The organism is Ensifer sp. WSM1721, from assembly GCF_000513895.2.
Taxonomy (GTDB): domain Bacteria; phylum Pseudomonadota; class Alphaproteobacteria; order Rhizobiales; family Rhizobiaceae; genus Sinorhizobium.
The window spans coordinates 2,759,318-2,783,216 of sequence record NZ_CP165782.1 but is presented as its reverse complement, the minus strand read 5'-3'; the positions used below and the strand labels follow the sequence as shown (position 1 = coordinate 2,783,216).

The 23,899-nt window shown below is 63.1% G+C and carries 18 protein-coding genes and 1 tRNA gene; 9 read left to right on the top strand and 10 right to left on the bottom strand.

Translation table 11 applies throughout. The features are described from left to right. Nucleotides 1-38 precede the first annotated feature (38 nt). Both M728_RS13625 and M728_RS13620 read right to left on the bottom strand, forming a co-directional pair. Entirely contained in the window at nucleotides 39-512 is a 474-nt protein-coding gene (locus M728_RS13625) for a DUF1579 domain-containing protein (protein WP_026620351.1), read from the bottom strand. A gap of 117 nt (nucleotides 513-629) precedes the next feature. Next, on the bottom strand, nucleotides 630-1,355 hold the full coding sequence (locus tag M728_RS13620) for a thioredoxin family protein (RefSeq protein WP_026620350.1): 726 nt from the start codon (nucleotides 1,353-1,355) through the stop codon (nucleotides 630-632). 159 nt (nucleotides 1,356-1,514) lie between these two features. On the opposite strand from M728_RS13620, the gene M728_RS13615 reads away from it, so the two are divergent. After that, the gene (locus tag M728_RS13615; protein ID WP_026620349.1) at nucleotides 1,515-1,961 is read left to right on the top strand and encodes a MarR family winged helix-turn-helix transcriptional regulator; all 447 of its coding nucleotides are present in this window, start codon (nucleotides 1,515-1,517) and stop codon (nucleotides 1,959-1,961) included. Between the two features lie 5 nt (nucleotides 1,962-1,966). Here the strand turns inward: M728_RS13615 and M728_RS13610 are convergent, their stop codons facing one another. Then, nucleotides 1,967-2,428, bottom strand: coding sequence for a MarR family winged helix-turn-helix transcriptional regulator (locus M728_RS13610; protein WP_026620348.1), 462 nt, complete (start codon nucleotides 2,426-2,428; stop codon nucleotides 1,967-1,969). 92 nt (nucleotides 2,429-2,520) lie between these two features. On the opposite strand from M728_RS13610, the gene M728_RS13605 reads away from it, so the two are divergent. After that, nucleotides 2,521-2,925 (top strand): GFA family protein, encoded by a 405-nt coding sequence (locus M728_RS13605; protein ID WP_026620347.1) that lies wholly within the window; start codon nucleotides 2,521-2,523, stop codon nucleotides 2,923-2,925. A gap of 69 nt (nucleotides 2,926-2,994) precedes the next feature. Here M728_RS13605 and ilvD read toward each other — a convergent pair whose 3' ends face one another. Further along, nucleotides 2,995-4,833: a dihydroxy-acid dehydratase gene (gene ilvD / locus M728_RS13600; protein ID WP_026620346.1), complete on the bottom strand. Its 1,839-nt coding sequence runs from the start codon at nucleotides 4,831-4,833 to the stop codon at nucleotides 2,995-2,997. A 299-nt stretch (nucleotides 4,834-5,132) separates the two neighbouring features. Here ilvD and M728_RS13595 point away from each other — a divergent pair, with 299 nt between their 5' ends. Beyond that, nucleotides 5,133-8,411, top strand: coding sequence for an adenylate/guanylate cyclase domain-containing protein (locus M728_RS13595; protein ID WP_026620345.1), 3,279 nt, complete (start codon nucleotides 5,133-5,135; stop codon nucleotides 8,409-8,411). Nucleotides 8,412-8,505: 94 nt separating this feature from the next. Continuing rightward, a complete protein-coding gene (locus tag M728_RS13590; protein ID WP_026620344.1) occupies nucleotides 8,506-9,186 on the top strand; it encodes a peroxiredoxin-like family protein in 681 nt (226 codons plus the stop codon). Nucleotides 9,187-9,465: 279 nt separating this feature from the next. Here M728_RS13590 and M728_RS13585 read toward each other — a convergent pair. The 3 genes from M728_RS13585 to cpdR1 form a co-directional block, all read right to left on the bottom strand. After that, nucleotides 9,466-9,540: transfer RNA gene (locus M728_RS13585), tRNA-Val, on the bottom strand. Further along, nucleotides 9,531-9,728 carry a hypothetical protein gene (locus tag M728_RS13580; protein ID WP_026620343.1) on the bottom strand — a complete coding sequence of 66 codons (198 nt, stop codon included), beginning with the start codon at nucleotides 9,726-9,728 and terminating at the stop codon, nucleotides 9,531-9,533. The genes M728_RS13585 and M728_RS13580 overlap by 10 nt, the downstream gene beginning before the upstream one ends. 77 nt (nucleotides 9,729-9,805) lie before the next feature. Continuing rightward, nucleotides 9,806-10,168 carry a response regulator CpdR1 gene (gene cpdR1 / locus M728_RS13575; protein WP_003531148.1) on the bottom strand — a complete coding sequence of 121 codons (363 nt, stop codon included), beginning with the start codon at nucleotides 10,166-10,168 and terminating at the stop codon, nucleotides 9,806-9,808. Nucleotides 10,169-10,360: 192 nt separating this feature from the next. Here cpdR1 and M728_RS13570 point away from each other — a divergent pair, with 192 nt between their 5' ends. Together M728_RS13570 and hisN are read left to right on the top strand one after the other, a co-directional pair. Beyond that, nucleotides 10,361-11,242 carry an N-formylglutamate amidohydrolase gene (locus M728_RS13570; RefSeq protein WP_026620342.1) on the top strand — a complete coding sequence of 294 codons (882 nt, stop codon included), beginning with the start codon at nucleotides 10,361-10,363 and terminating at the stop codon, nucleotides 11,240-11,242. 382 nt (nucleotides 11,243-11,624) lie between these two features. Next, the gene (gene hisN, locus M728_RS13565; RefSeq protein ID WP_026620341.1) at nucleotides 11,625-12,407 is read left to right on the top strand and encodes a histidinol-phosphatase; all 783 of its coding nucleotides are present in this window, start codon (nucleotides 11,625-11,627) and stop codon (nucleotides 12,405-12,407) included. A gap of 4 nt (nucleotides 12,408-12,411) precedes the next feature. On the opposite strand, the gene M728_RS13560 is transcribed toward hisN, so the two are convergent. Beyond that, a complete protein-coding gene (locus M728_RS13560) occupies nucleotides 12,412-13,395 on the bottom strand; it encodes an alpha/beta fold hydrolase (RefSeq protein WP_026620340.1) in 984 nt (327 codons plus the stop codon). Nucleotides 13,396-13,847: 452 nt separating this feature from the next. Between M728_RS13560 and M728_RS13555 the strand changes: the two genes are divergently transcribed. Then, nucleotides 13,848-14,306, top strand: a complete 459-nt coding sequence (locus tag M728_RS13555; protein WP_026620339.1) for an Hsp20 family protein — start codon at nucleotides 13,848-13,850, stop codon at nucleotides 14,304-14,306. A 96-nt stretch (nucleotides 14,307-14,402) separates the two neighbouring features. Here the strand turns inward: M728_RS13555 and M728_RS13550 are convergent, their stop codons facing one another. Further along, nucleotides 14,403-15,449: a low specificity L-threonine aldolase gene (locus M728_RS13550; RefSeq protein ID WP_026620338.1), complete on the bottom strand. Its 1,047-nt coding sequence runs from the start codon at nucleotides 15,447-15,449 to the stop codon at nucleotides 14,403-14,405. 564 nt (nucleotides 15,450-16,013) lie between these two features. Here M728_RS13550 and gltB point away from each other — a divergent pair. Continuing rightward, nucleotides 16,014-20,735, top strand: a complete 4,722-nt coding sequence (gene gltB, locus M728_RS13545) for a glutamate synthase large subunit (RefSeq protein WP_026620337.1) — start codon at nucleotides 16,014-16,016, stop codon at nucleotides 20,733-20,735. A gap of 104 nt (nucleotides 20,736-20,839) precedes the next feature. Continuing rightward, nucleotides 20,840-22,297, top strand: a complete 1,458-nt coding sequence (locus M728_RS13540; protein ID WP_026620336.1) for a glutamate synthase subunit beta — start codon at nucleotides 20,840-20,842, stop codon at nucleotides 22,295-22,297. 267 nt (nucleotides 22,298-22,564) lie between these two features. Here M728_RS13540 and M728_RS13535 read toward each other — a convergent pair whose 3' ends face one another. Then, a complete protein-coding gene (locus tag M728_RS13535; RefSeq protein ID WP_026620335.1) occupies nucleotides 22,565-23,827 on the bottom strand; it encodes a DUF459 domain-containing protein in 1,263 nt (420 codons plus the stop codon). Nucleotides 23,828-23,899 lie beyond the last annotated feature (72 nt).

The following is a 23,899-nucleotide window of genomic DNA, read 5'->3' as shown; positions in this document are numbered from 1 at the left end:
GACGACCTCGGTCGGACCAAAATCATCGCTATTCTGGCTTAGCGGCGGCGATAGTCCGCCTGCATCATTTCTTTCCAGTCGCCGCTTTCGGTCTGGACACGGGCCGTCAGCGTACGGCGGTTCGCGTCGATGAAAGTTATTCTATCCTGATACCGGGCGGACCGGCCGGGATTTTCGAAGTCAGGCCCTTCACAATTGAGGGCGAGCGTCTTGCCGTCGTCCTCGATCACTCCGTCATAAACCCACATATGAGTCATCATGGAGCCGACCCACGTGCCCACATACCGCTTCGTCTGCGGATTGAAGCCCAAGGTCATCAAGCTCTGGGCGGGGTTGCCGTCCGGCATGGTGCCTTGCCCTTCGCAGACGACCCAGAGGCCCTGCATCGACCGAACCTTCTCCACCCAAGGCGTGCTATGCTCACCGCTGCCCGTCGAGTCCTCGGTCGTGACCGTCCATTCGCCGAGCAGCTGTTCCAGCCATCGGTGTTCTTCCTGCGGTTCTACTTTCACTGAATACCCTCCCATGGTGATGCGCGGCCGACGCTTCCCCAGTTCGCCGCGCAAAGAGCGACAACGTTGGCAAACGCCGAAGGTTCCCTGAACAATCGCGCGATTGAACGTTTCCCGTCACGCCCGCCGCCGTGGCGTTTCGTCGTACTCGTCATGCCGGCGGACGAAATCCATGACCTCGCCCTCGTTGCGGCCCTTGGGTGCGCGGTCGAGTAGCATGAAAGTGCCGACCAGCTCCTCCAGTCCGCGGGCATAGGTTGAATAGGTATGATAGACGGTGCCGTTCTCGTCCTTGTAGAAGGCGCTGAGGCCGGGCAGTTCCTCATAGGCGTCGCCGCTGTCGATTTCGGTGAAATTGTAGACGACCTTGCCGCCCGCGAGCTCGGCGGGCGTGAAGGACACGTGGAAATCGCTGTTGAAGCCATTGCCGAGAGCCGAGACCCAGGGGAAGTGCCAGCCCATGCGTTTACGATAGGCTTCGATCTTTTCCAGGGGCGCATTGGACGCGGCGATCAGGGTTACGTCATGATGGTTGAGGTGGGGAAGCGCGCCGGCGAAGTGATCGGCGACAAGGGAACAGCTCTTGCAGCCGGCTTCCCAGTTTGCACCGAGCATGAAATGATAGACGAGAAGCTGGCTGCGCCCGTCGAAGAGTTCGGCCAATGTCTTCGGGCCGGCTACGGTGTCGAAGACGTAGGTCTTTTCCATCTTCACCCACGGCAGCGCTTGGCGTTCGGCGTTGATCTTGTCGCGCAGGTGCGTGTGCTCCTTCTCTAGTGTGAGCAGCCTCTTGCGCGCCTCCAGCCATTCCTTCGGCGATACGACAGCGTGGTTCGGTGTCATGCCCGTTTCTCCTCCCTAGTGCACGATCCGAAGATCGGCAGGCTTCAAGGAATGAATTACGCAGCAATTCAAAGTTACAGCGGTTTTTGCGCCTCAAGAGACGCCCGGCACTGCGATGTAGCGCTTGACTAATTATGTTGATATCAACATTACTGTTCTATGTCAAAGTCGCCGCCGATACCTTTTTCCACCACCCTTTTCGTCAAGGATACCTGTCTGTGCCTGCATGTTCAGCGCGCCGCTCGGGCGCTCGCTCGGCAATTCGACGAGGCGCTGAGGCCGCTCGATATAACCAATGGTCAGTTCTCGTTGATGATGTCTCTCAACCGGCCGGAGCCGCCCAGCATGAATGCGGTGGCGTCACTGCTTGCCATGGATCGCACGACACTGACGGCCGCGCTGAAGCCGCTTGAGCGCCGCGGTCTGATCGAGGTTTTTGTCGACCCGAACGATCGACGTCTGAGGCGCCTGAGGCTGACGGCCGACGGCGGGCGGTTGCTCGCCGAAGCCCTTCCGATCTGGAAGGAAACGCATGCGGCGGTCGACGAGCGTCTCGGCGAGCACGGCGCGGACCGTTTGCGCGCCGATCTGCTGGCGCTGACGTAATGTGATCAACGCCTCGTGCCACGCTCCTTAAGGATTGCAATGACATCGGCGATCAGCGTCGTCGCTTGCCGCACTCTTTCCTCTCCCGTTTCCGCGCCAAGCGCATCCGCCCAGACGGTCTGGCGGGCGGTGATTTCGTCGAGCACCGTCTTGCCCCGTTCCGTAAGCGTCATCAGCTTCGCACGCTGATGCGCGGGATTGTCCCTGTAGGCGATCAATCCCTCGGCTTCGAGGAGGTCCGCGATGCGTTGCACGCCCTGCCGCGCAAGCCCGAGTGCACGGGCAGCGTCGGCAACCGACATCTCGGCATGTGCTGCTGCAGCCAACACCTGCCAGCGGGCACTGGTCTGGCCGGATGGCTGCGCCAGCCTATCTCCTTCGGAGGTCAAGTGGCCGGCAAGACGAAGGACGGAAATGGCGAATTCGGCGAAAGCATCGCCGGAGGGCGTACGCGAGCGGGGATTCATATTGACAACATATTGTCATTCTCCTAAATGACAATATGTTGTCATGCAGACTCAAGATTGGCAAGACGGCATTTCAAGCGGGAGGAATGATGATGAAGACCACGTATAAAGGTAGCTGCCATTGTGGACGCATTCGCTACGAAGTCGACGTCGACCTCGAGGTGGGGACCAGCCGGTGCAATTGCTCCTACTGCTCGAAGCTGCGCTATTGGGGCGCGACCGTGAAGCCGGAGGATTTCCGGCTGATGTGCGAGGAGACCGGTATCGGGGACTATCAGTTCGCCACGATGAGCGGCCATCACCGGTTCTGCACGACCTGTGGTGCGTCGCCCTATGGCCACGGTTATGTCGAACAGATCGGCGGCGCTTTCGTCTCTATCAATGTTGCATGCTTGGACGATGTCGATCCGGCCGTGCTCGCGTCCTTGCCGATCCAGTATATGGACGGGCTGCACAACAACTGGTGGAATCCACCGGCCGAGACGCGTTACATGTGACTCAGGCGTCACGACGAAAAAGGCTTCCGCCGCGCCGGCGGGAGCCTTTTTTCACTGCGGTTGCGCCGATTATCGGTCACCCAAGTCCCTGACGGCTCCACGATCGGCCGAGGTCGCAAAGGCAGCATAGGCCTTGAGCGCGGTCGTCACACGGCGCTTGCGCTGCTCGACCGGCTTCCAGCCCTTGGCATCCTGCTCCTGCCTCCGGGCGGCGAGTTCCGCCTCGTCGACGCGAAGGCTGATTGTACGTTTCGGGATGTCGATGTCGATCATGTCGCCCTCGCGCACCAGGCCGATCGTGCCGCCGTTCGCTGCCTCCGGCGAGACGTGGCCGATCGATAGGCCGGAGGTGCCGCCGGAGAAGCGGCCGTCGGTGATCAGCGCGCAGGCTTTGCCGAGGCCTTTCGACTTCAGGTAGCTCGTCGGATAGAGCATTTCCTGCATGCCCGGCCCGCCTTTCGGCCCCTCGTAGCGGATGACGACGACGTCGCCGGCCTTGATCTCGTTGCCGAGGATCGCCTTGACCGCGGCGTCCTGGCTCTCGAACACCCGGGCGGGGCCGGAGAACTTCAAAATGCTCTCGTCGACGCCGGCCGTCTTCACGATGCAGCCGTCGAGCGCGATGTTGCCTTTGAGCACCGCAAGGCCGCCATCCTTCGAGAAGGGATGCTCGACCGAGCGGATGACGCCGTTTTCGCGGTCGGTGTCGAGGTCCTCCCAGCGTGCCTCCTGGCTGAAGGCGACCTGGGTGGGAATGCCGCCGGGCGCGGCGCGGTAGAAGTTGCGGACAGTCTCGCTCGCCGTGCGGGTGATGTCCCAGCGGTCGATGGCGACGCCTAGCGTTTCGCTGTGCACAGTGACGCAGTCGCGATTGATCAGGCCGCCTTTGTCGAGCTCGCCGAGGATCGACATGATGCCGCCGGCTCGGTGGACGTCTTCCATGTGGACATCGGCCTTTGCGGGGGCGACCTTCGACAGGCACGGCACCTTGCGCGACAGCCGGTCGATGTCGTCCATGGTGAAGTCGACCTCGCCCTCGTAAGCGGCGGCGAGGATGTGCAGAACCGTATTGGTCGAGCCGCCCATGGCGATGTCGAGCGTCATGGCGTTTTCGAAAGCTCGCTTGTTCGCGATCGAGCGCGGCAGCACCCGCTCGTCTTCCTGTTCATAATAGCGCCGCGCCAGATCGACGATGAGGTGACCGGCTTCGACGAAGAGGCGCTTGCGGTCGGCGTGCGTGGCAAGCGTCGAGCCGTTGCCGGGAAGCGACAGGCCGAGCGCCTCGGTCAGACAGTTCATCGAGTTCGCCGTGAACATGCCGGAGCAGGAACCGCAGGTCGGGCAGGCGGAGCGCTCGATCACCTTGACGTCCTCGTCGCTGACATTGTCGTCGGCGGCGGCGACCATCGCGTCGACGAGATCGAGCGCGTGCTTCTTGCCGTGCAGTACGACCTTGCCCGCTTCCATCGGGCCACCGGAAACGAAGACGGCCGGGATGTTGAGGCGGAGCGCGGCCATCAGCATGCCGGGGGTGATCTTGTCGCAGTTGGAGATGCAGACCATGGCGTCGGCGCAATGGGCGTTGACCATGTATTCGACGCTGTCGGCGATGATCTCGCGCGAGGGCAGCGAATAGAGCATGCCGTCATGACCCATGGCGATGCCGTCGTCGACGGCGATCGTGTTGAATTCCTTGGCGACGCCGCCGGCCGCTTCGATTTCGCGGGCAACGAGCTGGCCGAGGTCTTTGAGGTGCACGTGGCCGGGCACGAACTGCGTGAAGGAGTTCACCACGGCGATAATCGGCTTGCCAAAGTCGCTGTCCTTCATGCCCGTCGCGCGCCAGAGGCCGCGGGCGCCGGCCATGTTGCGGCCGTGGGTGGTGGTACGAGAGCGATAGGCAGGCATGAACGTGTTCCTTCACGAACGAATGTCATCACGCAAATATGGCGATCCTTAAGCGCCAGCGCAGGGGGTAGTAGCGCAAAATTGCGCGCGCGTCATCTTTTGCGTCAGATTATTTCCGGTGCCGCTGTTCCGCGAACGCGCCGCGTCGCGGCAAGGTTCCGGAGAGCGACACGAGCGGCGGCGCCAGGTGCTCCCATGCTTGCCAAGCCGGCGCAACAAGTCCATTGTTTTTTCTCGGCATTCACGCCCGCGAGCTCCGGAATTCCGGAGCAAGCAGGCACGCTTGAGGTTCATCGGGGATGAACTGCCACGAATGCGGGTTTGAGATCGAAAGCGGTTTTGCATTCTGCCCGCGATGCGGTGCGAAACAGCCGGTGCCGTGCCCGGCCTGCGGCTATCCCTGTCCGGAGCACTTCGCCTTCTGTCCGCGTTGCGGCACCCAGGTGGGTTCCCCTTCCGTATCCAGACCGGCCGCGAAGTCTGCGTCGCAACAGCCGCCGGCCAGAATCATTCCCGCCACGCCCCCCTTGCCGCCGGGGCCGGAGGCCGGCGCCGACCGCCGCACGGTCACCGTCGTCTTTGCCGATCTCTGCGGGTTTACGAGCCTCAGCGAGCAGGTCGATCCGGAGGTGCTTCAGGCGCTGCAGAACGAGCTCTTCGAGGAACTGACGCGTTCCGTGGAAGCCTTCGGCGGATTTGTCGACAAGTTCATCGGCGATGCTCTGCTCGCCCTCTTCGGCGCACCCGTGGCGCATGAGGACGATGCGGAAAGGGCGCTTCGCGCCGCGCTGGAGATGGTGACCAGGGCAGGACGGGTCGGCGAGCACTGGCGAAAGCGCATCGGCCTGCCGCTGAGCCTCCACATCGGCGTCAATACGGGAACGGTCGTTGCCGGTGCCGTCGGCGCCGGCGACACCAAATCCTATTCGGTAACGGGCGACACGGTGAACACGGCGCAGCGGCTGCAGACCATGGCCGGTCCGGACGAGATCCTTGTCGGTCCGGTGACGCACAAGCTCACACGGCATGCCTTCGCCTACGAGACGCTCGGAGCCGTCGCGCTCCGCGGCAAGGCCGGCAGCTTGCAGGTGCATCGTGTGACCGGGGCGCTCGAAACGCCGCGCCCGGCAAGAGGACTCGACGCGCTCGGCCTCAGCGCGCCGCTGATCGGCCGCGACACTGAACTCGCCCGCTTGCGGGACTGCCTGACGCTTGCCTGCAGCGGGGCTGCGCAAATGGTCAGGCTCGTCGGCGAGGCCGGCATCGGCAAGTCGCGCCTCGTCGGCGAGTTCCTGGCCGGCCTCGGCGAGGATCAGCGTTTCGCCCTTGTCGTCGTCAGGCGGGCGGCCTGTTCTCCCCTCGGAGAGCCGTCCTACGGGACACTCGCCACGGTGCTGCGCAGTGCCTATGGCATAGCGACCGGTGACTCTGCGGAGAAGACGCGGGAGCAGCTTGAGGCGGGCCTCTCGGAGATCGGTTTTGCCGCCGCCGAGGTCGCGGACGCGATGCCGCTCCTGTTTCATATCCTCGGCATGGGGGAGCGCGACGGCGCATTGCAGCATGTCCCTCCCGAGCAGCTCCGGCGCCAGCTCTTCTCGCTCATTCGCACCCTGTTCGAGCGGCGACTCGAGCGAACACCGCTATTGCTCGTTATCGAGGACCTGCACTGGGCGGATTCCGCGTCGCTGGAGGCGCTGCGCTTCGTGCTCGATCGGCTGGAACGCAAGCCCTTCATGCTCATCGCCACGCAACGGCCGGATGCCGGGCCGGAGCGCCTGGCGCCGGGCCGCACGAGCGTCACTGCCTTACGGCTGGCGCCGCTCTCGCCCGCCAGCGGCGAGCGCCTCCTGTCGGCCTACTTTGGAGAGGAGGGGCTTCCAAAGCACCTCAGAGAGCGGATCTTGGTGCGCGCCGGCGGCAATCCGCTTTTCATCGAGGAGATTCTCCGCGGCCTTATCGACCTGGAAATGCTACGGCGCGAGGGGCCGCATTGGCACGTGGCCGAGGGTGAGGCGAGCGTCGACATTCCTGTCGGCATCGAGGCGATGGTGCTCGCGCGTATCGATCGGCTGCCGCAGGAGGCGCGGCGTCTCGTCCATTGCGCCGCGGTGATCGGTTCGCGCTTCGACGCGGGACTGCTCGCGGCCATTTCTCCCAATCCGGGAGGGGTGGACTCTGGCCTGGAGCGGCTTTGCGACGCGGAAATCATAGAAGAGACGGCCGGAGAAGCTTCGCGAACATCGCAGGCCTACCGTTTCGTGCAATCGCTCCTGCACGAAGTCGTCTACAACAACCTCCTCGTGAAACGGCGAACGGAAATCCACGCAGCGATCGCCAACGCGCTGGAGCGGCGCTATGGCGAGAACCCGGAACGGCTCGAGGAGCTGGCGCTGCTGGGCCATCATTTCAGTCAGTCGGCGGACCGCGCCCGCGGCGCGCGCCATCTGGTGGCGGCCGGGGATCGCGCGCGCCAGCTCTACGCCAACGAGGACGCGATCCGCTACTATCGGCAGGCCGTGGCGGCCCTTGCCGCGCTCGGCGACGAGACGGCGGAATGGTACGTGGCGCGCGAGCGCATCGCCGACCTGCTGGTGCCGAGCGGTCATCGGGCCCAGGCCGAAGAGCATTATCGCGCGCTTCTCGCAAGCGGGCGCATCGCGGCGGATCCCGTCGCTTCCGCCCGAATCCTGCGCAAGCTCGGCCATCTCCTCTGGGAGGCCGGAAATCGCGGCGAGGCACAGGCGAACTTCGTCGAGGCCGGCGTCCGGCTCGAAAGGGCGGATGCGCCTGTCGAGAGCGCCTCGCTGCTGCAGGAGCGGGGGCATCTCGCCTTCCGCATGGGTGATTATCTCGCTGCCTCCGAATGGGCCGGTGAGGCGCTGCGTCGGGTCAAGAGGCTTGATGCCGGTGCGGGTGAGGAGATGCGGCGGGAGGCGGCGCTGGTCATCGCCGAGGCGCTGAATACGAAAGGTGTGGCGCTCGCCCGCCGCGGCGACACGCGCGAAGCAATCGACGCGGTCGAAGAGAGTGTCGCCGTCGCCGAGGGGGCCGCTCTCATGCATGCGGCCTGCCGGGGATATACGAATCTCGGCGTGCTTTACACGCTCGTCGACCCGAAGCTCGCCATCGATGTCTGCCGACGCGGTCTCGACATGGCCCGCCGCATCGGAGACCTCGGCTTTCAGGCGCGGCTGCTCGCGAACCTGGCGGTTGCCTATTGCACCTTCACTCATCGTTGCAGCGGCGACGGCGTCCCGGCGGCGCAGAAGGCGGTCGAGCTCGACCGGATGTTAGACCAGCGGGATCATCTATCCGTGTCCCTGCTTGTGCTCGGCCAGATCTATCAATGCCACGAGCGGCCTCACGAAGCCCGCCGACTCTATTGCGAGGCGCTCGAGCTTGCCGGCGAGACAGGCGAAGCGCAGGTACTGTTTCCATGCTATGATGGTCTGGCGACGCTTTCTCTCGATGAAGGCGAACTTGCCGAGGCCGAGCGCTATTTCGGTCTGGCCCGCGACGTTTGCGCCCGTCATGAGGTCGACCCCGAAGCCTTGGTGATATTGCCGTTCCTCGATTGAGGTTTTTTCGTCAGATGGAGCCGCGGGAGTGAAGCAGCGCCTCTCCTAACTTAGCTGAGGCGGACCCCACAACGGGTAACGGGAGGAAACAGCCATGGAAGAATATCGCAGTTCCGGGCCGTTGCAGCCGGGCGATCGGGCGCCCAACGTGGTGCTCGATGCGATCACCCATGAGGGCAAGATCGCGATTGATGATTTTCGCGGGCGGAAGCCCGTCCTGGTGGGCCTGTTCAGGGGCCTGCAATGTCCATTTTGCCGCCGCCAGATCGCAACGATGGCACAGCTCAAGGCCGCACTGAACGAAAAAGGTGTCGAAAGCCTGACCGTCGTGAATACGCCGATCGAGCGGGCGCGGCTCTATTTCCGCTACCACCCCCTGCCGAACCTTCTTGCCGCGGCAGATCCCGAACGGGTTTCGCACCGGGCCTTTGGTCTTCCCAACCCGGAGTTCACCGAGGACGAGGACGACTGGCCTCATAAGATCAGCATGCAGACCATAATGACCATGCGCGTCGAGCTGCCCGACGAGCTGCCGGAACCGATGAACCCCATGGCGGCATCCGAATATCTCCAGCAGGCGGACGGCTATGAGATGACGGAGGACGACAACCGCATGGCCGCAACGGCTATGGCACAGCTCGTCGGCGAGTTCCTCATCGACCGCGACGGTGTCGTGCGCTGGAGTTTCACCGAGGCGGCCGGGGGCGGAAGCAACATGTTCCGCGCTCCGACACCGGAAGAGGTGATGTCGGCGGCCTCGCAGGTTGTACATTGAGATGCGACGTCCCTGGGCGGCATAGCGGACAGCTCCTGCTGCCGCCCCCGTGGGGCGCCCAACAAAAAAGGCCGGGTTGAACCCGACCTTCATCACCTGTAGCCACTGCCAGTACATCCGTGGTCAATGGCGAGGTGGGTATTTCTTAACCGCATACCATGACGATCGCGTGACAACGCTCGAAAAAGCGCCGAACAGGTTCAATCGACTCGACGGGGAAAATACATAGACTCGACTCGATCCGGAGGTCGAAATGATCAACGTTGTGGAGGGATCGAATGGTGGGCGTGACAAGGATCGAACTTGTGACCCCTACGATGTCAACGTAGTGCTCTCCCGCTGAGCTACACGCCCATCCGATGCGGCGCATAGACCACAAAACCGGCGTCCGCGTCAATAGGCTTTTCGAAGGTTTTTTGACAGAAATTTCTCGGAGCGCCTGCGGCGGGATTTCCGGTGCGGCGCTCGCGCCTCAGCGCCGGCTTCTGTCCGGCTTTATCGGCTAAGCCCTTGAAATAGCAAAAAGGCCGCTGCTCGATCATGTCGATAGGCAGCGGCCTCGAAGCGGTTTCTTGCGTGTCAGTCGGGCGGCAAAGCGGGCGGGCAATTCGGCCCTTTCTCAAGCCGCCAGCATCTTGTTGACCTCGTTGACGAGGTCGCGCAGGTGGAAGGGCTTGGAGAGCACCTTTGCATCCTTCGGCGCCTTGGAATCCGGGTTGAGCGCCACGGCGGCGAAGCCGGTGATGAACATCACCTTCAGGTCGGGGTCGAGTTCGGTCGCCCGGCGCGCGAGTTCGATGCCATCCATCTCGGGCATGACGATGTCGGTGAGGAGAAGCGAAAAGGGTTCTTCACGAAGCCGGTCATACGCGCTGGCGCCGTTGTCATAGGAAAGGACCTTGTAGCCAGCCTTTTCCAGCGCCTTCACGAGGAAGCGGCGCATATCATTGTCGTCTTCGGCAAGGAGGATTTTCGCAGTCATGTATTCGGCCGTGCCTACTTCTTTTCGATGCTTGTGGATAGCGGCAGCTTAGCAAACCGCAACATGGTAAATATCTGGTGAACAGGGGCGATCAAGTCCCCGAAACCAGCGGGAGGCCACTATGGACACAGAGGCGGCCAACTGGCAACATGATCCGAACAGCAAGATCCCGACATGGTAAAAAGGGTTCCGATGGGGGAAGCGGTCGAGTTGGAGTTTTTCGAGATCCTGGATCCCGCGAATCAGCGGATTCCTTTCGTGTTCAACTCCCCGCACAGCGGTCGCCATTATCCCCAGTCCTTTCTCGATCAGTCGCGACTCGATCCGCATTCGATCCGCCGTTCGGAAGATCACTTCGTCGATGAACTGTTCCGCAGCGCCACCTTTCTGGGGGCGCCCTTGCTCCGGGCCCATTTTCCGCGTGCCTTCCTCGACGTCAACCGTGAACCCTACGAGCTCGACCCGCGCATGTTCGAGGGCGCGCTGCCGGCGCATGCCAACATCAGCTCGATGCGCGTTGCCGGCGGCCTCGGCACCGTGCCCCGTCTTGTTGCCGAAAATATGGAAATCTATCGCAGCCGCTTCCCGGTCGAGGAGGCCCTCGCGCGGATCGAGACGATCTACAAGCCTTATCACGCGACACTCCGGAAGCTGATCGCCCGCACTCACGTGCGGTTCGGGATGTCGATCCTTATCGACTGTCATTCGATGCCCGGCAATGTCCATCTTCCCGGAAGCGGCCAGCGCCCCGATTTCATAATCGGCGACCGTTACGGAACGAGCGCGGCGGCGGAACTGTCGCGCGCGGCTGTGGATCTGCTGGAAGGGCTCGGCTATGCGGTCGCCCGCAACAAGCCCTATGCCGGCGGCTTCATCACCGAACACTACGGCCGGCCGACTCGCGGGCTGCATGCGCTTCAGATCGAAATCAACCGCAGCCTCTATGTCGACGAAACGACCCTCGCGAAGAAGCCCGGATTTGCCGCCCTGGAGGCCGATCTCGCCACATTCATCGGCGCGCTTTCGCGTCATGTCGAAGATTACGGTGCCTACCTGCCGCTGGCGGCGGAATAGCCGTCCGCTGCCCAAAACGGCTCACATGCAAGAACCGGAACCGGTTCAAGGACCAAGTTCTGCGGCAAATTCAAAGGGTTGATTGGGGGGCGCCAGCGGCTTGAGGCGTAAAAAGAACCGCGCCAGCGGCGCGGTCAAGTCTAGGGAGGAAACACCCAAGGAGGGTATTTGCAGCCACGAGTGACTGCAGGAGAACACTAATATTGCGCTGCACAATTGTCAAGTTTTAGGGGTACAGACTTTTGTATGACCGGAGTCGATTCGTCTGTTGGTTGTGCAGCCGTAAATGATCGCCGCAGTGCCGGCCGGAGCGGACGTTGCCTTTCGGCGAATTTCGTCTATTCAGGATGACACTTCCCCTTTCCTCCTCCGAGAAAGTGCCATGCTACCGGATCGCTCCTTCTTCGACCGTCTCGCCGACGCCGCCAGGGCGGAAACCATGCCGCTTTTCCGGACAGGCGCCTGCGTGACGAACAAGCTCGAAGGCGGCTTCGATCCGGTGACCGAGGCCGACCAGTCGGCCGAAGCGGCGATCCGGACGCTGATCGAACGCACCTTTCCCGGCCACGGCATTCTCGGTGAGGAGTATGGGAATGTCGGCCTCGATCGCGAACATGTCTGGGTCATCGACCCGATCGACGGCACGCGCGCCTTCATTTCCGGCCTGCCGGTGTGGGGCACCTTGATCGGTCTCTATCGTAACGGCAAGGCGATCATGGGGTTGATGGACCAGCCCTTCACCGGTGAGCGCTATTTCGCCGACGGGGAGAAGTCGGTCTATCGCGGCCCCGATGGCGAGAAGGTGCTTGCGACGCGGAACTGCGGCGGGCTTTCGGACGCCGTGCTGTTCACCACTTCGCCGCATCTCTACACGGGCGAGCTCAAGGAACGCTTTGAGGCGCTGCAGGAGAAGGTCAGGCTCTTCCGCTACGGCTGCGATTGCTATGCCTTCGCGCTGCTTGCAGCGGGCCATGTCGATCTCGTCGTCGAGTGCGGCCTCAAGCCCTATGACGTCGGCGGACTCATTCCGCTGATCGAACAGGCGGGCGGCGTGATCACCAACTGGCAAGGCGGGTCGGCGGAAATGGGCGGCGAAATCGTCGCCGCCGGCAGCCGCGAACTCCACGCTGAGGCGCTGGAAATGCTGAACGGAAGACGCTTCTAGTTTTTTAAGCCTCTTCCAGCTGACGAAGCACGGGACCGTCGTCGTCGGGATCGGCGCCCGGCAGGAAAGCGAGAATCGCGGCCATTGCCTGGGCGCGATAACGGTCGGCCTCATGCAGGAGTTCGTGGCGCCCGCCGTCGATCGGGATCAGGTGGCCGGCCCGGAAGTTGCTGGCCAGGTATTCGATGGCGAGATAGGGCACGAGGCGGTCGGCCGTCGGCGCGAGAATAACCGTCGGAACCGTGATCCTCGTCAGGTGCTCTCGCTCCATGACGCGCCGGATCGTCCGGAAGGCCTCGCTCAACCATCGCGCTGTCGGGGGTCCGATCCTGAGGCGCGGGCAGGCGTCGATCAGCGCCAGATTGCGCGCGTAGCGGCGGCTGTCCGTCGTCAGCACGTTGTTCTCAAAGGGAAGATACCTTCTCCTGTCGGCGGGCAAGGGCAGTCTTCCGAAACCGAAGCGGCGCATCGATGTCGCAATCGTCACGGCGCCGCGCTCGCCGACAACTTGGCCGCTCAACCCCACGAAGGGAGCGAGCAGCACCATGCGCTCGATGCGGCTTGCGAGGAAAGGCGCGAGCGACAGGGCGACAAGGGCGCCCATGGAATGGGCGACGATCGAGAAGGGCAGGCGCGTGTCGGGCAGGACGATTTCATGAAGGAAAGCGGTGAGATCGCGCTCATAATCGTCGAAACGCTCCACATGGCCGCGGCCCGGCTGCGGCAGCAGCCTTTCGGAACCGCCTTGTCCGCGCCAGTCGAAAGTGGCGACCCAGAAACCCGCCTCCATCAGTTCGCCGATCGTCTCGAAGTATTTCTCGATCGATTCGTTGCGGCCCTGCAGCAGGACGATCGTGCCGCGAATGTTGGCCGCCTTCGACTTGAACACTGCGTAGCGGATCTTGCGGTTGCCGGCGCCATCGAAATAGCCCGCCACGGGATTGCCCGGCATCGGGTTGTCGGGCGTGGAATGAAGGATCGTCGTCATGGAGGCGGTGGCCGGATCGGAAGCGTTGATCGACTGCGATAGAACTGGAGCGGGATGTGGGGCGGAAAATCGCTCACTTTTCCTCACTCTCTAGCGATAGGCGGCGGCCTTTCGTCCGTCAAAGAAAAAAGCCGGAAACGGTGGATGAAATCCGGACGATCACCGTTTCCGGCCGCTGAAGGAGAAGGGACATGTCACTTCAGCCCTGGGCCATTCCGCCCAGTATCTCTCTTTTAGCGCTCGGCGGCTGAACCGCGGCCGAACCGGCCGTTCATATGCGGTTCACGAATCGCCCGAAGAGTTCCTCCAACGGGTCCTCTTGAACTCATGCGCGTGCGATCCCATGTCTTGGTCGCGGACGCCGATAACGGGTCCGTTCACCGGTCGCGCCACAGCCGGGATGGGGTGGCAGGCCAGATATCGCAACCGTTGCTCTTAAGGAGGACGACACTATGCGTCACTTTGATTTTTCTCCCCTCTATCGCTCCACGGTCGGCTTCGATCGCCTGTTCACCATGCTTGACAGCCTTGGCCAGCCCGAAGCGCAGACCTATCCGCCCTACAACATCGAGCGCACCGGCGAGAACGCCTACCGCATCACCATGGCGGTTGCCGGCTTCGATGAAAGCGAGCTTTCCGTCGAAGCGCGCGAAAACACGCTGACGATCAAGGGCGAGAAGAGCGAAGAAAAGGGTGAGGAAGCCCAGTTTCTCCACCGTGGCATCGCCAAGCGCGCCTTCGAACGTCGCTTCCAGCTTGCCGACCATGTCGAGATCAAATCCGCTTCGCTGAAGAACGGCCTGCTCCATGTCGATCTCGTTCGCGAGATCCCGGAAGCAGCCAAGCCGCGCCGCATCGAAATCTCCTCGGTTGCCTCGCAGCCGAAGCAGATCGAGGCGCAGAGCGCTTAAGCCCCGCACGAAGATCGAGACACTCGAGACGAATGACGGCGCCCTCAGGGCGCCGTTTTTTTGTTGCGGCTCTATTTCCCTAATCCGCTCCAGCTCTCAGCAGCCGGCGACGAAGCGGTCGACGTCTTCGGCTCGCGTGGCAAAGCTCGTCACAAGGCGGTAGAGGGCTTCGTCCTCGGCGAGGCTGCCCTTGAGATCGTGCGGCACCGGCCAATCATAGAAAAGCGCGCCTCGTTCCTGCAGTCGTGCGGCGACCGCCCGTTTCAGCACCACGAAGACCTCGTTGGCATCGGGCGCCCAGGCGAGCCGGCTCTCCGCCGAAGCCGTGACGCCTTCGGCGAGGCGCTGCGCCATGGCATTCGCATGATGGGCGAGATCGAGCCAGAGGTCGCCGTCGAGATAGGCGTCGAACTGGGCGGCGATGAAGCGCGATTTGGAAAAGAGCTGCGCCGAACGCTTGCGCAGGAAATGCATCTCGTTCGCCCTGGAGAGGTCGAACAGGATCAATGCCTCGGCGCACCAGCAGCCGTTTTTCGTTCCGCCGAAGGACAGAAGGTCGACGCCGCGTTTCCAGGTCATTTCGGCCGGCGTCGCGCCAAGGCTGACGAGCGCATTGGCGAAGCGGGCGCCGTCCATATGCAGCGGCAGTTGATGCGATTTGGTGATAGAGGCGATCGCTTCGATCTCTCCGAGCGAATAGACGGTGCCGCTCTCCGTCGCCTGGGTCAGTGTGACCGCCATCGGCTGGCCGCCATGGACGTTTTCCAGCGGGAACTGGCGGATCTCCGCGTCGAGCTTCGCCGCCTCCATCTTGCCGCGGGCACCGTCCACAGGGTTGAGCCTTGCACCGTGGGAGAAGAAGGCCGGCGCGCCGCATTCGTCGACGTTCACATGCGCCTCGCGATGGCAGAAGACGACGCCGCCCGCCCGGTTGGCGCTTGCAAGCGCAAGCGAGTTGGCGGCCGTGCCGGTGGCGACGAAGAAGACGGCGACGTCCTTCTCGAATATCTCCGAAAACCTCTTCTCCACCTTCCGATCGAGCTCGCTCGTCCCGTACGCGGAAGCATAGCCCTCCGCATGCATCACCAGGCTTTCGGCAATCGCCGGATGGGCGCCGGCCCAATTGTCGGAGGAAAAGATCATCTTGACGTCACCCTGTTTCCACAATCCGCGCCCGATCAGACGCCCGTCGACGAGACCATAGCCAAGATCGAGCGTCAGGCAATCTGTCTCCTCCGACGGGAGCCAAAGCGAGACCAGTTTGAAACCAAAGCGAAGAAAGCGGTGGAAGCTCGTAATAAAATTTCAAAAGTGCGAAATTTCCGGCAATGTTCGGCAAAATCTCTGCCATTATTTGCGGCGATGCCCCTTGCGAAGGGGGGCGCTTTCTGGCATAGAGCGCATGAAATAGGACAGGTTTGCTGTCCTATTTCGGTCTAGGGACCGGAGCAATCGACGGAAGGCTCGCGAAAAGCGGCTACCGACGTGGAGAGCGAGGGGTTTCGCCGGATTTCATTCGGCCGTTATCACCTGCCATCAGGATGGTCGCGGACATTCGTGCCTGATGAGCCGCGCTTCATTTGCGACCTGATCAGGATCATGCGACGATAGTGCCCCAGCTTGCCGCAGTGCGAAATGCGCGACGCGGCGATAGGCGTGCGGGCCGCGGTATGCCCGGAATCCCCGGGTGCAACAGGAGGGAATAGGATGACGGATCATTCGCCATCACAACAGTTTGGGCTCAACCTCGCGCAAGATGCTGCGACGGCTGTGAAAACGCCCGCGTTCCCGTCTGGACTGCCGCGAAAACAGGGCCTTTACGATCCGCGAAACGAGCATGATGCCTGCGGTGTCGGCTTCGTCGCGCATCTGAAGGGCGAGAAGTCGCATCAGATCGTGCGCGACGGCCTGTTCATGCTCGAGAACCTGACGCATCGCGGTGCGGTCGGAGCCGACCCGCTGATGGGCGACGGCGCCGGTATCCTCGTGCAGATTCCCGACCGCTTCTTCCGCGAAGAGATGGCGAACCAGGGCGTGACGCTGCCGAAGGCCGGTGAATATGCCGTCGGCTATCTCTTCATGCCGCGCGACGAGAAGCTTATCGCCCATTTCAAGGACGTGATCAGCGAGGTCGTGGCCGAGGAGGGCCAGCATCTGCTCGGCTTCCGGGACGTGCCGGTCGACAATTCGTCGCTCTCGAAGGCACCGGATATCGCGGCCACCGAACCGCATCACGTACAGGTCTTCATCGGTGCCGGCCGCGACGCCGCCACGAACGAGGAGTTCGAGCGCCGGCTGTTTACGCTACGCAAGGTGATCTCCAACCGCATCTATGCGGAAGCTGATGGCGGCGATCTCGGCTTCTATATCGTGTCGCTGTCGACCACGACCATCGTCTACAAGGGCATGTTCCTCGCCTATCAGGTGGGCGCCTATTACAAGGATCTTGCCGACGAGCGCTTCCAGTCTGCGGTGGCGTTGGTGCACCAGCGCTTCTCGACCAACACCTTCCCCTCCTGGAAACTCGCGCACCCCTATCGCATGGTCGCCCACAACGGCGAGATCAACACGCTGCGCGGCAACGTCAACTGGATGGCGGCTCGGCAGGCCTCGGTTTCCTCGCCGCTCTTCGGCGACGATATTTCCAAGCTCTGGCCGATCTCCTACGAGGGCCAGTCGGACACGGCCTGCTTCGACAATGCGCTCGAATTCCTGGTCCGGGGTGGCTATTCGCTCTCTCATGCGGTGATGATGCTGATCCCGGAAGCCTGGGCCGGCAACCAGCTCATGTCGCCGGAGCGTAAGGCGTTCTACGAATACCACGCGGCGCTGATGGAGCCGTGGGACGGGCCGGCTGCAGTCGCGTTCACCGACGGGCGCCAGATCGGCGCCACGCTCGACCGCAACGGCCTGCGTCCGGCGCGCTACATCGTTACCAGCGACGACCGCGTCATCATGGCGTCTGAAGCCGGTGTGCTGCCGGTCACCGAGGACAAGATCGTCAAGAAGTGGCGGCTTCAGCCGGGCAAGATGCTGCTCATCGACATGGAAGAGGGCCGCATCATCTCCGACGAGGAGGTGAAGTCGTCGCTCGCCAGCAAGCATCCCTACCGCCGGTGGCTCGATGACACCCAGCTCATCCTCGAAGAGCTGAAGCCGGTGGAGCCGCGGGCCCTTCGTCGCGACGTGTCGTTGATCGACCGCCAGCAGTCCTTCGGCTACACGCAGGAGGACACCAAGCTCCTAATGTCGCCGATGGCGACGACGGGCCAGGAGGCGATCGGATCCATGGGCACCGACACGCCGATCTCGGCGATGTCGGACAAGCCGAAGCTGCTCTACACCTATTTCAAGCAGAACTTCGCCCAGGTCACCAACCCGCCGATCGACCCGATCCGCGAGGAACTGGTGATGAGCCTCGTCTCGTTCATCGGTCCGCGCCCGAACATCCTCGACCACGAGGGCATGGCGCATGCGAAGCGGCTGGAAGTCCGTCAGCCGATCCTGACCAATGGCGATCTCGAGAAGATCCGCTCGATCGGCCATACCGAGGACCGCTTCGACACGAAGACGCTCGACTTCACCTATGACATCTCGCGCGGTGCCGAAGGCATGCCGGAAATGCTCGATCGTCTCTGCGAACGGGCGGAAGCGGCGGTCAGGGGCGGCTACAACATCATCGTGCTCTCAGACCGGCAGATCGGTCCGGATCGCGTGGCGATCCCGGCGCTGCTGGCGACCGCTGCCGTCCACCACCACTTGATCCGCAAGGGCCTGCGTACGTCGGTCGGCCTCGTGGTCGAATCGGGCGAGCCGCGCGAGGTTCACCATTTCTGCCTGCTCGCGGGCTACGGCGCGGAAGCGATCAACCCCTATCTCGCCTTCGACACGCTCGTCGACATGCACAAGCGCGGCGAGTTCCCGAAGGAGGTCGACGAAAAAGAGGTCGTCTACCGCTATATCAAGGCGGTCGGAAAGGGCATTCTCAAGGTCATGTCCAAGATGGGCATCTCGACCTACCAGTCCTATTGCGGCGCGCAGATCTTCGACGCCGTCGGCCTGTCGTCGAAGCTGGTCGACAAGTACTTCTTCGGCACGGCGACGACGATCGAAGGCATCGGCCTCGAGGAGATCGCTGCCGAGACCGTCGCTCGCCACAAGGCCGCATTTGGCGCCGATCCGGTACTCGCCAACACGCTCGACATCGGCGGCGAATATGCCTTCCGCATGCGCGGCGAGAGCCACGCCTGGACGCCGGATGCGATCGCCTCGCTCCAGCATGCCGTGCGCGGCAATGCCGAAGACCGCTACCGCGAATTCGCGGCGATGATGAACGAGCAGGCGAGCCGCATGAACACGATCCGCGGGCTCTTCACGATCAAGAGCGCCGAGGAAGTCGGCCGCAAGCCGATCCCGGTCGAAGAGGTCGAGCCGGCATCCGAGATCGTCAAGCGCTTCTCGACCGGCGCCATGTCCTTCGGTTCGATCAGTCGCGAGGCCCACACGACGCTCGCCAAGGCGATGAACCGGATCGGCGGCAAGTCGAACACCGGCGAGGGCGGCGAGGAAAGCGACCGGTACCTGCCGCTGCCGGACGGCTCGATGAATCCCGAGCGCTCGGCGATCAAGCAGATCGCGTCCGGCCGCTTCGGCGTCACCACGGAATACCTGGTCAATGCCGACGTGCTGCAGATCAAGGTGGCACAAGGGGCAAAGCCTGGCGAAGGCGGCCAGCTTCCTGGTCACAAGGTGGATGCGACCGTTGCCAAGACCCGGCATTCGACGCCGGGCGTCGGCCTCATCTCGCCGCCGCCGCACCACGACATCTACTCGATCGAGGATCTGGCGCAGCTCATCTACGATCTGAAGAACGTCAATCCGGAAGCGGACGTCTCGGTCAAGCTGGTTTCGGAAGTGGGTGTCGGCACGGTCGCGGCCGGCGTCGCCAAGGCGCGCGCCGACCACATCACGATCGCCGGCTTCGACGGCGGTACCGGCGCGTCGCCGCTCACTTCGCTGAAGCATGCGGGCAGCCCGTGGGAGATCGGCCTTGCCGAAACCCAACAGACCCTCGTCTTGAACGGCCTGCGCTCTCGCATCGCACTCCAGGTCGACGGTGGTCTGAAGACCGGCCGCGACGTCGTCATTGGCGCGCTGCTCGGCGCGGACGAATTTGGCTTCGCCACCGCGCCGCTGATTGCGGCCGGCTGTATCATGATGCGCAAGTGCCATCTGAACACCTGTCCGGTCGGCGTCGCCACCCAGGATCCGGTCTTGCGGAAGCGCTTCAAGGGCACGCCGGAACACGTCATCAACTACTTCTTCTTCGTTGCCGAGGAGGTGCGCGAAATTCTCGCATCGCTGGGCGTGAAGAAGCTCGACGACATCATCGGCGCGGCGGAGCTGCTCGACCGCGACCGGATGATCGAGCACTGGAAGGCCAAGGGTCTCGACTTCTCGAAGATCTTCCACAAGGTGGAGGCTCCGAAGGAAGAAACCTATTGGACGACCCGGCAGAACCATCCGATCGAGGACATTCTCGACCGCAAGCTGATCGAGAAGGCGAAGCTGGCGCTCGAAACCAAGGTGCCGGTAGCCTTCGAGGCCGAGATCAAGAACGTCGACCGCTCGGCGGGGGCGATGCTCTCGGGCGCGCTTGCGAAGCGCTGGGGTCATAAGGGGCTCAAGGACGACACGATCCATGTGACACTCAAGGGTACTGCAGGCCAGTCGTTCGGTGCGTTCCTCGCCCGCGGCATCACCTTCGATCTGATCGGCGACGGCAACGACTATGTCGGCAAGGGCCTTTCGGGCGGGCGCATCATCGTCCGGCCGCCGGAGAACGCGAGGATCGTGCCGCACCAGTCGATTATCGTCGGCAACACCGTGCTCTATGGGGCGATCTCGGGCGAGTGCTACTTCAATGGCGTCGCCGGCGAACGCTTCGCCGTACGCAACTCCGGTGCAATCGCGGTCGTCGAAGGCGTCGGCGATCACGGCTGCGAATACATGACGGGCGGTGTCGTCGTCGTGATCGGCGGCACAGGCCGCAACTTCGCGGCCGGCATGTCCGGCGGTGTTGCCTATGTGCTCGACGAGGAGGGCGATTTCGCCCGCCGCTGCAACATGGCCATGGTCGAACTGCAGCCGGTGCCGGAGGAAGACGACATGCTGGAGAAGCTGCACCATCACGGCGGCGATCTCATGTACAAGGGCCGGGTGGACGTCTCTGACATGACGCGCCACGACGAGGAGCGGTTGTTCCAGTTGATCTCGAACCACCTGCACTTCACGGGTTCGGCACGCGCCAAGGAGATCCTCGAGCACTGGACGGATTACCGGCCGAAATTCCGCAAGGTCATGCCGGTCGAATACCGCCGCGCGCTCGAAGACATGGAGCGCATGAAAATGGCGGAAGCGGCCGAGTAACCGGCCCTCGTGACAGCGGCCCCCGATCCGGTCTCCGGTGGCGGGGGCGACCACGCGCGCCCTGGGGGCGCCTGTTTCAGATTTGAAGATATCAGGATCGTAAGATGGGCAAGGTTACTGGGTTTTTGGAGATCGACCGGCAGGTGGCGAAGTACCAGCCGGCATCGGACCGCATCCGCCATTTCCGTGAATTCACCATTCCGATGTCCGACCAGGAAGTGCAGAAGCAGGCCGCTCGCTGCATGGACTGCGGCATTCCCTATTGCCATGGGCCGACCGGCTGCCCGGTGCACAACCAGATCCCGGACTGGAACGATCTCGTCTACAACGGCAATTGGGACGAGGCGATCCGTAACCTGCATTCGACCAACAACTTCCCGGAATTCACCGGCCGCGTCTGCCCGGCGCCCTGTGAGGAAGCCTGCACGCTGAACCTCGAAGATGTGCCGGTGGCAATCAAGACGGTCGAGCAGGCGATTGCCGACAAGGCCTACGAGATGGGTTACATCGTGCCGCAGCCGGCCGTCACCAAGACCGGCAAGAAGGTCGCCGTCATCGGTTCCGGCCCCGCCGGCATGGCCGCCGCCCAGCAGCTTGCCCGTGCGGGCCACGAGGTCCACGTCTACGAGCGCGAGTCGAAGCCCGGCGGGCTGCTGCGCTACGGTATTCCCGATTTCAAGATGGAGAAGAACTTCATCGATCGCCGCATCGAGCAGATGCGGGGCGAGGGCGTCACCTTCCACTGCGGCGTCAATGTCGGCGTCGACGTAGCCGTCCAGAAGCTCATCGATGAGAACGACGCGGTGCTCTATTGCGGCGGTTCCGAGACCCCGCGCGATGCCGGCATTCCGGGCGTGGAGTTCGTCGGCGTGCACGACGCCATGCCCTATCTGGTGCAGCAGAACCGCCGCCTCGGGCGCGAAAACATCGACAGTATCGGCTGGCCGTCCGAGCCGATCCTTGCCGGCGGCAAGCACATCGTCGTCGTCGGCGGCGGCGATACGGCGTCCGACTGCGTCGGAACCGCCTTCCGTCAGGGCGCTGTCAAGGTGACGCAGCTCGACATTCGTCCGCAGCCGCCGGAGAAGGAGGACAAGCTCGCCGTCTGGCCGTTCTGGGCGACAAAGATGCGCACCTCCTCCAGTCAGGCCGAGGGCGCGGTCCGCGAGTTCCAGGTTGCCACGCTCGAATTCATCGGCGACGAGGACGGCAACTTGACGGGCGTCAAGTGCTGTCAGGTGGATGAGCGCCGCAAGCCGGTCGCCGGCACCGAGTTCGTCATCAAGGCCGACCTCGCCTTCATCGCCATCGGCTTCCGTGGTCCGTTCACCAGCAGCGTGCTCCAGGACCTCGGCGACAAGCTGACGCTCAACACCGACCGCCGCGGCTCGACCAACGTCGTCGCCAACGAGCGGGATTACAAGACCTCGGTCGAAAAGCTGTGGGCGGCCGGCGACGTCCGCCGCGGCCAGTCGCTCGTCGTCTGGGCGATCCGCGAAGGCCGCCAGGCAGCACGCGCGATCGACGAGGCGCTGATGGGCTCGACGGTGCTGCCGCGGTAGGCAGCTTGAGCTGCCTCCTATGGGTCTGGTAGCTTAGCGGGGCTATTTGCGGGCGTACGGTGCCTGATTTGCCGGCGTCATCCTCGGGCTTGACCCGAGGATCCAAGCACGGGCCTGCTGGCATCCAACCGCACCCAGAGGTCAGCCGCGCTCCGCGCATGGATCCTCGGGTCAAGCCCGAGGATGACAACCGTAGAGGGTGGCAATCAACATCCACCGATCATGCTTGGCCTGTGTCGGCTTTCCTTTGCCAAAACAGGCCCGCACTCAATTCCGCATCAGCGGCTTGCTGATCACCGTCTCCGGCTTCGCAAGCCGGAAATCATCCACGCGTCCAGGCGGAGCGGCGACGACCTCGCCTTTCTCGATGAGAAGATCGCGGGGGCTCTTGCCGGTGCTCTTCAGCGGAGCATTTCCCCCGAGCAAGGCAGTTGCTCCGTCGAGTTCCGGATCGGTCAGGCTGATCGGCTGCGTCTTGACGATGTCTTCGTTGGCGAGCGGTGCCGTGACGACCAGATCCTTCAGTTCCTCGGCGCCGGGCACATCGGTCGTGGCTGCGGCCTCGCCCAGCAGCTTGCGGATGTCCTTCTCGACATAGAAGGCGAGCTTGCGCTTGCCTGCCTTCGTCAGGTTGATGCCGTCCGAGCCGCGCAGGCGGACCTGCTGGCCGTTGATATCTGAGCCGGTCAGGACGAACTTCCCCTCCTCGTCGACGAAGCCGTCCCAGATGTCGATGAACTGCCCGCCCGCCTTCTCTACCTCCTCGCGATAGATGCCGTTGAAGGTCACCATGTCGGCGGTCATGGCGGTCGACTGGAAGGGCGGCATGCCGACCCAGAGCACGGGCAGATTGTCCTTGCGCGCGAGCGTCGCGAAAGCGTTGACGCGCTTGCGATATTCTTCTGTCCAGAGATCGGTGCGGAACTTCTCTTTCACATCGCCCGTGCGCATTCCCTGGCGATCATTGGCCCCGAGGCTGATGACGATGACGGAGGGTTTGAGTTCCGCGATGTAATCGGGCAGGACCTTCGGCCAGTCAAAATAGTCGTTGCGGACAAGGCCCGAGGAGCCGTTGGCGCGTGTCTCGACTGCAATGCCGGGCGTCATTTCGAAGGCAACCTCCAGGCCGTCGCCGAGGCTGTCGGCGACGAAGTCGCCGACGACCAGGACCTTTTTCGCATCCGGGGACTTCTCGACGACCACGGGCGCCGGCGGCGGTGCTATGGCGGGCCGAGGCTTTGCGGTACGGCTCGGGCGCGTCCGTTGCGGCTCCGACGGCTGCGCGCGGCGTTTCTGCACGCGCCGCGGCCGAGGCTGGCGTGGAAAATCGTATTGATCCTCGTAATAGATGCGTCTTTGGGGAGTGAAGACGCCGAAGAGCCTCTGCAGCATATTGCGCCTTGGGACCGGCTCTTGCGCCTCGGCCATGGTGGCAAAGAAGCCGGTGACAAGCATCGCCGCGGCAGCCGCGAAGACTGGCGCAAAACGCATGAGAAGCGACCCTTTCCCGGCATCTCTGGTTCTAAACATGATTACTTACCGTCGAATTGGCAGGGTGCTCTCACCATACGCCAAATCACGGCGATTTGGGATCGAAGATCG

Bases quoted from the DNA above. Each gene is read 5' to 3' on its own strand.
- M728_RS13620 (WP_026620350.1), bottom strand. From the start codon at position 1,355: ATGACACCGAACCACGCTGTCGTATCGCCGAAGGAATGGCTGGAGGCG.
- M728_RS13615 (WP_026620349.1), top strand. From the start codon at position 1,515: ATGTCAAAGTCGCCGCCGATACCTTTTTCCACCACCCTTTTCGTCAAG.
- M728_RS13610 (WP_026620348.1), bottom strand. From the start codon at position 2,428: ATGAATCCCCGCTCGCGTACGCCCTCCGGCGATGCTTTCGCCGAATTC.
- M728_RS13605 (WP_026620347.1), top strand. From the start codon at position 2,521: ATGAAGACCACGTATAAAGGTAGCTGCCATTGTGGACGCATTCGCTAC.
- ilvD (WP_026620346.1), bottom strand. From the start codon at position 4,833: ATGCCTGCCTATCGCTCTCGTACCACCACCCACGGCCGCAACATGGCC.
- M728_RS13595 (WP_026620345.1), top strand. From the start codon at position 5,133: ATGAACTGCCACGAATGCGGGTTTGAGATCGAAAGCGGTTTTGCATTC.
- M728_RS13590 (WP_026620344.1), top strand. From the start codon at position 8,506: ATGGAAGAATATCGCAGTTCCGGGCCGTTGCAGCCGGGCGATCGGGCG.
- M728_RS13580 (WP_026620343.1), bottom strand. From the start codon at position 9,728: ATGATCGAGCAGCGGCCTTTTTGCTATTTCAAGGGCTTAGCCGATAAA.
- cpdR1 (WP_003531148.1), bottom strand. From the start codon at position 10,168: ATGACTGCGAAAATCCTCCTTGCCGAAGACGACAATGATATGCGCCGC.
- M728_RS13570 (WP_026620342.1), top strand. From the start codon at position 10,361: ATGGGGGAAGCGGTCGAGTTGGAGTTTTTCGAGATCCTGGATCCCGCG.
- hisN (WP_026620341.1), top strand. From the start codon at position 11,625: ATGCTACCGGATCGCTCCTTCTTCGACCGTCTCGCCGACGCCGCCAGG.
- M728_RS13560 (WP_026620340.1), bottom strand. From the start codon at position 13,395: ATGACGACGATCCTTCATTCCACGCCCGACAACCCGATGCCGGGCAAT.
- M728_RS13555 (WP_026620339.1), top strand. From the start codon at position 13,848: ATGCGTCACTTTGATTTTTCTCCCCTCTATCGCTCCACGGTCGGCTTC.
- M728_RS13550 (WP_026620338.1), bottom strand. From the start codon at position 15,449: ATGATCTTTTCCTCCGACAATTGGGCCGGCGCCCATCCGGCGATTGCC.
- gltB (WP_026620337.1), top strand. From the start codon at position 16,014: ATGACGGATCATTCGCCATCACAACAGTTTGGGCTCAACCTCGCGCAA.
- M728_RS13540 (WP_026620336.1), top strand. From the start codon at position 20,840: ATGGGCAAGGTTACTGGGTTTTTGGAGATCGACCGGCAGGTGGCGAAG.
- M728_RS13535 (WP_026620335.1), bottom strand. From the start codon at position 23,827: ATGTTTAGAACCAGAGATGCCGGGAAAGGGTCGCTTCTCATGCGTTTT.